General features: G+C 56.2%; 11 protein-coding genes. 6 read left to right on the top strand and 5 right to left on the bottom strand.

All coding sequences use genetic code 11. The features are described 5' to 3' along the window. Positions 1–190: 190 nt before the first annotated feature. The 6 genes from dapA (at position 191) to LPA02S_RS09115 (ending at position 5,164) form a co-directional block, all read left to right on the top strand. Positions 191–1,060, top strand: coding sequence for a 4-hydroxy-tetrahydrodipicolinate synthase (gene dapA / locus LPA02S_RS09140; RefSeq protein WP_054649474.1), 870 nt, complete (start codon positions 191–193; stop codon positions 1,058–1,060). A gap of 6 nt (positions 1,061–1,066) precedes the next feature. Continuing rightward, positions 1,067–1,816 carry a 4-hydroxy-tetrahydrodipicolinate reductase gene (gene dapB / locus LPA02S_RS09135; protein WP_056956175.1) on the top strand — a complete coding sequence of 250 codons (750 nt, stop codon included), beginning with the start codon at positions 1,067–1,069 and terminating at the stop codon, positions 1,814–1,816. A gap of 33 nt (positions 1,817–1,849) precedes the next feature. Next, positions 1,850–3,031, top strand: coding sequence for an aminotransferase class I/II-fold pyridoxal phosphate-dependent enzyme (locus LPA02S_RS09130; protein WP_054649472.1), 1,182 nt, complete (start codon positions 1,850–1,852; stop codon positions 3,029–3,031). 23 nt (positions 3,032–3,054) lie between these two features. Next, on the top strand, positions 3,055–4,146 hold the full coding sequence (locus tag LPA02S_RS09125; protein ID WP_054649469.1) for an aspartate-semialdehyde dehydrogenase: 1,092 nt from the start codon (positions 3,055–3,057) through the stop codon (positions 4,144–4,146). Between the two features lie 88 nt (positions 4,147–4,234). After that, entirely contained in the window at positions 4,235–4,816 is a 582-nt protein-coding gene (locus tag LPA02S_RS09120) for a GDSL-type esterase/lipase family protein (RefSeq protein WP_061777630.1), read from the top strand. A gap of 147 nt (positions 4,817–4,963) precedes the next feature. Then, complete coding sequence (locus tag LPA02S_RS09115; RefSeq protein WP_054649465.1) at positions 4,964–5,164, top strand: hypothetical protein; 201 nt, start codon at positions 4,964–4,966, stop codon at positions 5,162–5,164. A gap of 779 nt (positions 5,165–5,943) precedes the next feature. Here LPA02S_RS09115 and LPA02S_RS09110 read toward each other — a convergent pair. The 5 genes from LPA02S_RS09110 to LPA02S_RS09090 form a co-directional block, all read right to left on the bottom strand. Beyond that, positions 5,944–6,294, bottom strand: a complete 351-nt coding sequence (locus LPA02S_RS09110) for a hypothetical protein (protein ID WP_056956173.1) — start codon at positions 6,292–6,294, stop codon at positions 5,944–5,946. 86 nt (positions 6,295–6,380) lie between these two features. Then, positions 6,381–6,758 carry a hypothetical protein gene (locus LPA02S_RS09105; RefSeq protein WP_054649461.1) on the bottom strand — a complete coding sequence of 126 codons (378 nt, stop codon included), beginning with the start codon at positions 6,756–6,758 and terminating at the stop codon, positions 6,381–6,383. A gap of 58 nt (positions 6,759–6,816) precedes the next feature. Then, entirely contained in the window at positions 6,817–7,791 is a 975-nt protein-coding gene (locus LPA02S_RS09100) for an electron transfer flavoprotein subunit alpha/FixB family protein (RefSeq protein WP_056956172.1), read from the bottom strand. 13 nt (positions 7,792–7,804) lie between these two features. Further along, entirely contained in the window at positions 7,805–8,593 is a 789-nt protein-coding gene (locus LPA02S_RS09095) for an electron transfer flavoprotein subunit beta/FixA family protein (RefSeq protein WP_054649459.1), read from the bottom strand. A gap of 12 nt (positions 8,594–8,605) precedes the next feature. Beyond that, the gene (locus tag LPA02S_RS09090; protein ID WP_054649457.1) at positions 8,606–9,727 is read right to left on the bottom strand and encodes an acyl-CoA dehydrogenase family protein; all 1,122 of its coding nucleotides are present in this window, start codon (positions 9,725–9,727) and stop codon (positions 8,606–8,608) included. Positions 9,728–9,865: the final 138 nt, after the last annotated feature.

The raw sequence follows: 9,865 nt of genomic DNA, 5'->3' as shown, positions 1-9,865 counted from the left end.
TAGCAATTACGGCGCAGGGCACGTAAGCCGCAACCCCAAACCCCGCCCGCGGGTTCTAACCACGAAAGTCGCAACTCACCGGGCTGGCCGACGCTGCCGCAACCCCAAACTACTGAAGAAAGTTGCCCTACAGAACGTGCAATAATAGGGAAAAGTGCTATCATTTGTGTTTCAAGAAAGGACGGAGAACATGTTTGAGAATGAACCGATTATGACGGCCATCATCACGCCTTTTACCGATGACGACCACATCGATTTCGACGCCTTGGACAAGTTGGTCGACCGGTTGATCAGTGAGCACACCAATGGATTTGTGGTTGGTGCAACAACCGGCGAGGCACCAACTTTGACCCACGACGAGAAAATCGCGTTGTTTGAACACTTTACGCAGTACGTTGCCGGTCGCGCCAGCATCATCGCTAACGTTGGTACCAACAACACCGCCGCTTCAGCGGACTTTGCCCGCGAGGTGAGCGCCATTAAGGGTGTCGACGCCGTGCTGGCCGTGAACCCGTTTTACAACAAGCCGAGCCAAGCGGGGATGGTTGCACACTTCCAGGCCATCGCCGACGCATCGGCCGTACCCGTGATTATCTACAACATCCCCGGTCGTACGGTGGTAAAACTCGATAACGATACGCTCGTACAACTGGCGCAGTACCCCAACATTGGTGGTGTGAAGCAGTGTACCACCATCGAGGACCTAGAGTACCTAGTCGAACACACACCGGCCGACTTTGCCGTTTATACCGGTGAGGATGGCCAGACCCTCGGGGCCATCCAAAGTGGCGCGCGCGGCGTCATCTCCGTGGCATCCCACCTCTATGGCGAGCGGATGCACCAGATGATTACCGACTACCAGTCCGGCAAGACGGACGTTGCCCAGGAGACCATGTCCTGGCTGGCACCGCGAATGGACGCGTTGTTTGCCTACCCATCCCCAGAACCGGTCAAGATGATGCTGGCACGCCGCGGCGAGATTAAGAATAACCTCCGCCTGCCAATGATTCCGCTGAATGAGGCCGAGACGCAACACGTACTATCAGTATTGGAGGGTTAATCACTTATGACAACAGTATTTGTATCCGGTGCTTCCGGTAAGATGGGCCGCAAGGTTGTGCACATGTTGCAGGCAACCGACGATTTACGGGTGGTCGGCGGCTTGGACCGTGCGGCTAGCGACGCGGAGGACTTCCCCATCTTTGGTGATACCGCCGACATTAACGTCACGGCGGACGTGTGGGTGGACTTTACCATCCCCACGGCGGCGCGTAAGAACGCCGAGTATTCCTTGGCCCACGGGTTCGATACCATTATCGGGACCAGCGGCATGAGTAACGACGACTTTGCGGCTTTGGGTAAAATTGCCGCTGACAACGGGCGTAAAGTGATGATTGTACCGAACTTTGGTATTTCTGCCGTACTGATGATGCAGTTCGCGGCCAAAGCAGCTAAGTACATGCCCGATGCTGAAGTGGTCGAAATTCACCACAGCGATAAGATTGATGCCCCGTCCGGTACTGCCCGCGCCACGGCTCAGGCAATCAGCAAGGCGCGTCAGGCCAAGCCGGTGGCGCCTAAGCAGACGGACGCACCGGCACGTGGTGAATGGATTGACGACGTGCCCGTGCACGCGCTGCGCCTACCGGGTTACGTGGCGCAGGAAGAAGTCATCTTTGGCGCTGAGGGCGAAAGCCTGAGCATCAGCCAGATTTCGTACGACCGCTCGTCCTTCATGGCGGGCATTCGGCTGGCTATCCGTAACGTTGCGGACCTGCCAGACGCTTTGACGGTCGGCCTGGATTCGTTGCTATAACCACTGTGAGATTGGGAAAGAAGAGTAATTGTTATGCCAGAACTCAAGTCTAGTCTTGCGGGATTAGGTAACCGTGCGTTAGGTACGGTCCCGCCATCAGCCATTCGTGCGGTTGATAACAAGATTTCTACCATCCCGGGGATCATCAAACTGACCCTGGGCGAACCGGACTTTGCGGTTCCGGAACACATTAAGGCGGCTACCGAAGCCGCGATTGACGCCGATTGGTCGCATTACGCACCATCGTTTGGTTACCTCGAACTGCGCCAGCAAATTAGTCAGTACTTAGCCGACCGGTTTGACGCGCACTACCAGGCGGACGGTGAGGTCGTGGTGACCGTGGGGGCTACGGAGTCCATCTTCGCCGCCATTAACGGGCTGTTTAACCCGGGCGACACCATCATCATCCCGACACCAGAATTCCCGCTGTACGAGAACGTTGCGCACATTTGTGGGCTGAACGTGGTCACGGTCAGTACCGCACCGGAGTTTATTTTGACCCCGGAACGGTTACAGGCCACCTTGGCTGCCCATCCGGAGGCCAAAGCAATTGTGCTGAACTACCCGAATAACCCCACGGGCGCAACGTACACCCACGAGCAGGTCCGCGCGGTTGCGCAAATTCTGTCGTCGACGGACCTCGTCGTGTTGTCCGACGAAATATACGCGGAGATTGCGTACGAGGAGGATCACCTCAGTATGGGCCACCTGCTACCAGAGCAGACCATATTGATTAGTGGTTTTTCCAAATCGCACGCGATGACGGGTTACCGTGTGGGGTACGTGGCTGGACCAGCAGCTCTCATCAAGTTGGTTGGTAAGATGCACCAGTTCTTGGTGACGACGGCGGCCAGCCCGATGATGAAGGCGGGTGAAGAAGCCATGCGTAACGGCCGGGAAGATGGTCCACGGATGCGGGATATTTACCGCCAGCGCCGCGACCTGATTATGGCCGCGTTGAGCAAGGTGGGCTTTACCGCACCTAAGCCGGCCGGCGCGTTTTACGTTTTTGCTAAGATACCTGACACGATGATACAGGATGATGTACAATTCGTGTACGATTTGGCCGAGAAAGCCAAAGTCGGTGTGGTACCCGGGTCTGTCTTTGGCCCCGGCGGTGAAGGTTACATTCGTTTGTCGTACGCGGCATCAACGGAGAATCTGGAAGAGGCCGGCCGACGCATTCAAGCGTACGCAGCTGATTTAGTCGATTAATTACGTCAAATGGGAGAATGATCATGACAGAAAAGCAGTATGTAGTCGCAATTTTGGGTGCAACGGGGGCCGTGGGTACCCGCATGATTCAGCAATTGGAACAGTCAACGATTCCGGTCAAGGAAGTCCATCTGCTGGCTTCGTCCCGTTCCGCGGGGAAGACACTCTACTTTAAGGGTGAACCCGTCACGGTCGAGGAAGCCCGTCCGGAATCCTTTGATGGCGTAGACCTTGTGCTGTCATCAGCTGGTGGCTCGGTTTCCGCCAAGCTTTTGCCAGAAGCCGTGAAGCGTGGGGCGGTCTGTGTCGACAACACGTCGTACTTCCGGATGAACGATAACGTGCCGTTGGTTGTGCCTGAAGTCAACGAGGACGCCCTGGCGGACCACAACGGTATTATTGCTAACCCCAACTGCTCAACCATTCAGATGATGGTCGCCCTGGAGCCAGTGCGCCAGCAGTTTGGCCTGAAGCGGATTATCGTGTCGACCTACCAGGCCGCTGGTGGGGCCGGGCAGTCTGCTATTAACGAGCTCAAGCGCGAAGCCAAGGAATACTTGGACGGCGAAGAGATGCAGGCAGAGATTCTGCCGGTTAAGGGCGAAAAGAAGCACTACCCACTGGCCTTTAACTTGTTGCCACAGATTGATGTCTTCGAGGATGATGGCTACACTCACGAAGAGTGGAAGATGATTCACGAAACCAAGAAGATCATGCTGGGCGACAAGAACTCACCGGACATCAAGGTCACTGCTACCTGTGTGCGGGTGCCAGTGCCGATTGGTCATGGTGAGTCCGTATGGTTTGAAGTCGAAGACGGCAACACGCCAACCCCTGACGAGTTGCGTACAGCCATGACCGGGTTCCCCGGGCTGGTTGTGCAGGATGATCCGGCTAGCCAGCTGTATCCACAGCCACAGACGGCTGAGGGTAGCCGGGACACCTTTGTGGGTCGGATTCGTCCGGACCTTGAGACTAAGGGTGCGTACAACTGCTGGGTCGTTTCCGACAACCTGTTGAAGGGTGCCGCTTGGAACGCCGTACAGATTGCGGAATGCCTGGTGCAGCGCGACCTCGTGCGCGTGCCTGCTGGCAGTGCTGCTAAGTTTAACTAAATGCGTGGTTAAGGGAATCGTGGCAACTGGCTACGGTTCCCTTTGCGTTTTATAGAGGCATGCAAAGTTGAAGGGGGATTGATTAATAGTGCGACTACTACTAACTGGTGATAGCCTGTTAGCTCGGAGGGAGGACGCCCACGGACCATTGATTAACAAGGCACTCCTTAATCGTCGTCCGTCTATAAAGATTGACAATACGGCCATTGGGGGCGACCAGACGCCTGATTTACTACGGCGGGCGCACAATGATGTGGTGATCCGACCGCATGCAGACTGGGTCTTCATACTAATCGGTACGAATGATGCGGCGGCGCATAAGCTGGTGCCGTTACCCGAATTTACCGCCAACGTACAACAAATTATGGATCAAGTGGGCACGGTGTATGCTGGTGCCCGTGTAGTCATGATTACCCCACCGCCGGTTGACGAGCGGCGGCAGCGCACCCGCAGTAACGCGCGGATTCGCGAGTACGGGCGCGCAATCCAGCAGGTTGCCAGGCAGCACGGGGCTCGGGTGCTGGATTTGTACCAGTTGTTCATGCGCGAACCAAACTTGGCCGCCGTTGTGGATGGCAGTCTGCACGACGGGCTCCACTTTGGTAAGTATGGTTACGGTATTTTGGCGGACGCCATGCTGGAGATGGTTGATGGTGCGGTAGACAAATAAGCGCGAATGCACAAATTTCGCCTCATTGTTAGCGCTTACACAAATGTGAGTTATAATGATCTTGTAACCGGGTGAACTATTTTAATCACGCCGGTGCTGTTTGTTGGGCTGGCATTGAGTTATGGGTTATGAGAGCTGGTGTGCGTTATGATGGAAAAGTTAGCTGCTGTAGCATTGATTGCATTATCCGTTTGGCAGTTCTGGCAATTTCGCCATGCACTTAAGGCGGTGCGGACGAGCGGCGGCCAGTCGACGAGCCCATTCTTGGGCTTTGGCTTCTGGTACGGTTTGTTCTTTGGCATCATTCTGTTAATTATGGCGTTGGGGATGTTGACGGGACAGGTGTAGAGAGCGGAGCAGGCCGTTTAGAAGGCAGAGCATAAGCAACTATAACCAAAAGGCCCGGGTTTGGCCTTTTGGTTATAGTTGCTTATGCGGCGTCTTCTGGCCTGCGCAGCTCGTTTCCATACGCACGACTAACGAGGGGGCAGTGTAGCGTTCCCACGTTAAGTTGGGAAAGTTCGCACTTGGATTCTTGTTCGGGTTTGCTTATACGTCGCTTTCTGGCCTGCGCAGCTCGTTTCCATACGCACGACTAACGCGGGGGCAGTGCAGCGTTCCCATGTTGGGTTGGGGAAAGTTCGCACTTGGCCTTGTGGTGGTAGTGCTGTGGCATTCCCCCAACTATGCTGGGGTAGTTCGCTCTTGCCCCTTTGCTTAGCGTTCCATATGCGTTATTTCCACGATATCAAGAGACCAATCCTAAAATATGCATCCCCCAGCATAGCGTCAGGCGTGTTTGGGCAAAGCGGTTGGTTTGTTGAAGCTTACGGTCAGACTATATGCTTTTGGTGACCGACCCGTTATAATAAGCGGGTGGTCAGGGTAATGCTTGCATAGTTCGATGCCGTCCACAAGGTATTATGGCGACCTACTTTGACTGCAAAAGTCATGTTTGAGTAGTTATTGAACTGGCTCATGCCAGGCAGCCGCGGGTTTGGTTAACCTGCAGGCGCCGGCAATGAGGTAAGCAGCATACATATATGGCTCGCTACGCCGTCGTGCACGGTGTACACAAATGGCCCCCGCATTCCTTTGGCGCGGGGGCCATTTGTGTACCATCAAGACTAGGCGTTGCGGTGGGGCCGCTGATCCAGCCGCCAGAACGCAAAGAGTGTGCCGCAGTAGACGACTAGTAGTACGAGCCAGTAAATAAAGTTCATGCTCCCAACGGCGACGGTGAGTACCATCTGGCAGACAAAGAAGATGAGCCACAGAATACCGATTACCAGGAGCGCCTTTTGCCGCAGGGCCCGTTCAGGCATTAGCGCGCTACCAAGCGGGAAAACCACGATGTATAGTAGCGCCAATGAACCAATGATGGAGATACCAAAGGAGTTGGTGTGGGTGAGCCACAAGCCCACGAGTGCTAATGTACTGTAAATGGCAGCGTTATAAACAAATCCGAGGCGTAACAAATTAATCAACCTTTCTTGAGCCGAACCGTCCGTGTCCGGGGTTACTAATGACCATTATATCAAAGTCGGTGGGGTCCGCCGTGATGTTAATGGTCTTCATGGTGCGGTCGTTGCTCGGACCACCAAATGCCAACAATACCGGCAGCATAAAGGACACCCGTGATGACCCACGCAAAGATGCCGTTAGAAGCGATGTAATGGTGCCCCACAGTGTTGAGGACTAGGTACACCAGGTAGAATGGGGCCATACGCCCGAGAACGGCGCCCCGTACGTCTTTGTCTGGCACCAACGCGTTACCAACTGGAACGAGCAGGATGAGCAGCATACCCAGTAGCGGGATCACGCCAATCCAGAAGCCCCACGTGTACTGACCGAACTTTGCGGTGATGGGACCTAACCAACTGAGAAAGATGATGAACGCGGTAAAGGTGAGTGCGCTGTAAATAAAGTTGCGATTATGCATTTTGATTGTCCTTTGTCCGGTTGACGGTTACGGGACCCTGCGTACAGCATCGTGAATGCTAGTTAATGCCGAGTCGCTTGGCGAGAGATTTCAGGAAGGCGTCCGCATCCCCGACGTACACGTAGTCGCTTTGCGCCATGATGGGGGCGTTGTCGTCGCGGTTGACGGAAATGATGAGTTTACTTTGGTCAATGCCTACCAGGTATTGGGTCGCGCCGCTAATGCCGACGTTAATGAGCAGCTCGGGCGCAATCGTGTTGCCAGATTGGCCGATTTGCTGCTCAACGGAAAAGTCGTCGCGGTCCGTGAGGGGGCGCGAAACGCCGACGCTGGCCCCCAGCTTGGCGGCTATCTGCCGGGCCAACGCCACCGTTTGGTCAGACGCGGCACCACGGCCGAGGGACAGCACCTTGCGGGCACCGTTCACGCCCGTAGCGGTGGATACGGCCACGTGTTCGTCGATAATAGTGTCACCAACTGACGCGCTGACGGGCACGTCGCCATCACGAATCACCGTCTGGCTGTTGGTAACCCGTTCAGCGGCAAAGGTGTTGGGGCGGACCGAAACCATTTGCGGCCGGGCTTGTGGGCACGTAATTTCGCACATGACGTTGTCCCCGTATGACGGCTTGACGGCCACCAGGAGGTTGTCATCGTAGCGGAGGTCCAAACAGTCAGCCGTGAGCCCGGTGGTCAGCTGGGTTTGAACCCGCGGCGCTACTGACCGGCCTTGCGGAGTGGCCGCAAACAGGACGCTGTCGGGCCGTTCTGCACGTGCCAACGCGGTGATAACGTCGGCCATGGTGCGGTCACTGGCCCGCTTCAGTTTTGCGTCCCGCACGCGAATAATTTCGTCCGGTCCGTAATCGGCCAGTTGTTGCTCAAAGCTGTCGTCGTCGCCCTCGAGCAGGATGGCGACGACGGGCCGTCCGTTGGCGATTTGCCGGGCCTTGGTGATGAGTTGAAAGGTGACGGGCTGTATGCGGCCAATGGCGCGTTCGGCTACCACCCAAATTGCGTTTGTCTTTGTCATGATTTTGCCCCCCCTAGATTAGGTTTTGTCGCTGCAGCTGCGCGATCAGCTGGTCAACGGCCTCGTCAGGTGTGCCGGTCAGTGGTCGTGTGGCCCGTTGCGTCGGTGTTGGTGCGTATACTTTGGTGACAACGGTTGGCGACCCCGCTAACCCGATGCGGTCGGGATCAAGGTTGAGGTCTTGTTCCGTCCAGGTGGTGATGGTTTTGGTGAAACTATCCTGAATGTTGACGGGAGTTTCGTAACGGGGATGGTTAATTTCACTGCGAACCGTGATGACTGCGGGGGTAGTAAGTGCGACGGTTTGGGTGCGGTCGTCGAGGTCGCGCTGGACCGTTAGTCCACCGGTTGCATCTGGCGTGATCTTGTTCACGAACGTAGCCTGCGGGACGCCCAGCAGTTCTGCGGTGATGGGCCCGACCTGCCCGGTGTCCGCGTCGACTGCCTGCCGGCCAAAGAGGGTGAGGTCCACGCCGCCGATTTTGTTAATCGCGGCTGCGACGGTGTAGCCAGTTGCGAGCGTGTCGGCCCCGCCGAATGCGCGCGAGCTGAGCAAGTAGCCGTCATCCGCGCCCATGGCCAGGCCGTCGCGGAGGGCCTCAGTCGCTGCGGGCGGGCCCATGGTCAGCACACTTACGCTACCACCAATTGCGTCGCGCAACTGCAGCGCAGCTTCGATGGCGTTCTTGTCGAATGGGTTAATCCGGCCGGTAGTGCCAGAGCGCACCAGGTTATGGGTTACGGGATCAAACTTCACGTTATTGCTTTCCGGAACCTGTTTAATGCAAACAACAATTTTCATGATGATAGCCTCCTACTTGTTGAGCTCGGACTGAGCAATAGCCGAGCGCATCTTTTCAACGGTGCCTTCAGCAATCTCCATGGCGCGGGCATCGAGAATCAGGTGTGCCAGCGGGTATTCCCGGCTGTAGCCGTAACCGGCGAGGACTTGTAGGGCGTCGTCACAGGCACTGACTGCGGTGCGTGAGCCATACGCCTTCGCCATTGCGGCCTCCTCGGAGTAGCTTTGTCCCGCGACTTTGAGTGCGGCCGCCCGTTGGTAGAGCAGCTTCGTGGTCTCTTTGCCAATTGCGATGTCCGCCAGTTTCCGTTCGATACTTTGCAGGTGGCCGATGGGGACGTCGATGGCCTTACGCTCGTTAGCGTAATCGGTGGCGACATCCAGTGCGTGCTCCATGATGCCCGTCAGCGCGGCACCCATCAGGATGCGCGCGTCGTCGTGGGCGGAGTCGCCGACCAGCATGCCGTCACCCTGTTGGCTGAGTAGGTGGTCTGCGGGGACGGTCACCTCATCGAGGACGATTTCGCCCACCGGCACCCCGCGCAGACCGATAAAGTCCTCCTGCTTGCCAAAGGAGAATCCGGGCATGCTGGAGTCCACGACGAACACGGATAGTTCGTCTGGGGCAGTTTTGGCCAGGACACAGTAGACGGTGGCCAGACCGCCGTTGGTAATCATGATTTTGTTGCCAGAGATAACCCAGTGGTTGCCAACTTTGCGGGCGGTAGTCTGGATACCCATGGGGTTAGAGCCACCACTCGATTCGGTCATGCCGAATGCAAAGATGTGGCTGGTGGCCGTAGGGAGGTACTTGTCTTGCAACGATTGCGCGCCAAACTTAATAATCTGCTCGACGGTCTTGTAGTGTCCCTCCAGGGTTACCGCTGCGCTGGCGTTACCCTGGGCCATCCGCCGCACGACCTCGGCGGTGATTTCGGGATCAAAGTCGGCGCCCCCGTACTGTCGTGGTAGCATGAGCCCGAGGAACCCCGTACCAATCATCTTGTCCAGCAACCCCTCGGGATAGTGGCCGTCCGCATGAATCTGCATGTCGTAAGGCGCAACTTCCTGATTGGTAAACTCGCCGACCATGCGCAACAACATATTTTGTTGTGGTGTCCAGTTTAATTCCATATTCGTCACCTAACCTTTATTATTTACGTTCTGCGTTCTACGTTGTAACCGTGTTCTCATTCTGTTTATACACTATCCGCGGGTGTAAGTACAACTGTTGTGGGGGTGGGGCGGCAGCGTAGGTCGGACCAGTGAGCT

Origin of the sequence: Lacticaseibacillus pantheris DSM 15945 = JCM 12539 = NBRC 106106 (assembly GCF_001591865.1) — a bacterium.
GTDB classification, from domain to species: Bacteria; Bacillota; Bacilli; order Lactobacillales; family Lactobacillaceae; genus Lacticaseibacillus; species Lacticaseibacillus pantheris.
The sequence above is the reverse complement of the archived record's forward strand: the minus strand, read 5'-3'. Positions and strand labels throughout refer to the sequence as shown.